This is a genomic window from Colwellia sp. KS18-150 (assembly GCF_057551365.1).
Genome location: NZ_BAAJMC010000044.1, coordinates 1 through 1,577 on the forward strand (window position 1 = coordinate 1; position 1,577 = coordinate 1,577).

A 1,577-nucleotide genomic window follows, 5' to 3' on the forward strand; every position below is an offset into this window, starting at 1 on the left:
CACAAACGATTTTTAATTGAAGAGTTTGATCATGGCTCAGATTGAACGCTGGCGGCAGGCTTAACACATGCAAGTCGAGCGGTAACATTTCTAGCTTGCTAGAAGATGACGAGCGGCGGACGGGTGAGTAATGCTTGGGAATATGCCTTTGAGTGGGGGACAACAGTTGGAAACGACTGCTAATACCGCATAATGTCTACGGACCAAAGGGGGGGATCTTCGGACCTCTCGCTCATAGATTAGCCCAAGTGAGATTAGCTAGTTGGTAAGGTAAAGGCTTACCAAGGCGACGATCTCTAGCTGGTTTGAGAGGATGATCAGCCACACTGGGACTGAGACACGGCCCAGACTCCTACGGGAGGCAGCAGTGGGGAATATTGCACAATGGGCGAAAGCCTGATGCAGCCATGCCGCGTGTGTGAAGAAGGCCTTCGGGTTGTAAAGCACTTTCAGTTGTGAGGAAAGGGGTGTAGTTAATAGCTGCATTCTGTGACGTTAACAACAGAAGAAGCACCGGCTAACTTCGTGCCAGCAGCCGCGGTAATACGAGGGGTGCAAGCGTTAATCGGAATTACTGGGCGTAAAGCGTTCGTAGGCGGTCTATTAAGCAAGATGTGAAAGCCCAGGGCTCAACCTTGGAACTGCATTTTGAACTGGTAGACTAGAGTACTGTAGAGGGTGGTGGAATTTCCAGTGTAGCGGTGAAATGCGTAGAGATTGGAAGGAACATCAGTGGCGAAGGCGGCCACCTGGACAGATACTGACGCTGAGGAACGAAAGCGTGGGGAGCGAACAGGATTAGATACCCTGGTAGTCCACGCCGTAAACGATGTCAACTAGCCGTTTGTGTCCTTGAGACGTGAGTGGCGCAGCTAACGCACTAAGTTGACCGCCTGGGGAGTACGGCCGCAAGGTTAAAACTCAAATGAATTGACGGGGGCCCGCACAAGCGGTGGAGCATGTGGTTTAATTCGATGCAACGCGAAGAACCTTACCATCCCTTGACATCCAGAGAATTCGCTAGAGATAGCTTAGTGCCTTCGGGAACTCTGTGACAGGTGCTGCATGGCTGTCGTCAGCTCGTGTTGTGAAATGTTGGGTTAAGTCCCGCAACGAGCGCAACCCCTATCCTTATTTGCCAGCGCGTAATGGCGGGAACTCTAAGGAGACTGCCGGTGATAAACCGGAGGAAGGTGGGGACGACGTCAAGTCATCATGGCCCTTACGGGATGGGCTACACACGTGCTACAATGGCAGGTACAGAGGGCAGCGAAGCCGCGAGGTGGAGCGAATCCCAGAAAGCTTGTCGTAGTCCGGATTGGAGTCTGCAACTCGACTCCATGAAGTCGGAATCGCTAGTAATCGTGGATCAGAATGCCACGGTGAATACGTTCCCGGGCCTTGTACACACCGCCCGTCACACCATGGGAGTGGGATGCAAAAGAAGTAGCTAGTCTAACCTTCGGGAGGACGGTTACCACTTTGTGTTTCATGACTGGGGTGAAGTCGTAACAAGGTAACCCTAGGGGAACCTGGGGTTGGATCACCTCCTTATCTTGAAGTAAAAATGATTAATG

At 51.9% G+C, this 1,577-nt stretch carries 1 rRNA gene; it reads left to right on the forward strand.

The features are described from left to right. Window positions 1–13 precede the first annotated feature (13 nt). Window positions 14–1,554: ribosomal RNA gene (locus AC27IF_RS20210) — 16S ribosomal RNA — on the forward strand. Window positions 1,555–1,577 lie beyond the last annotated feature (23 nt).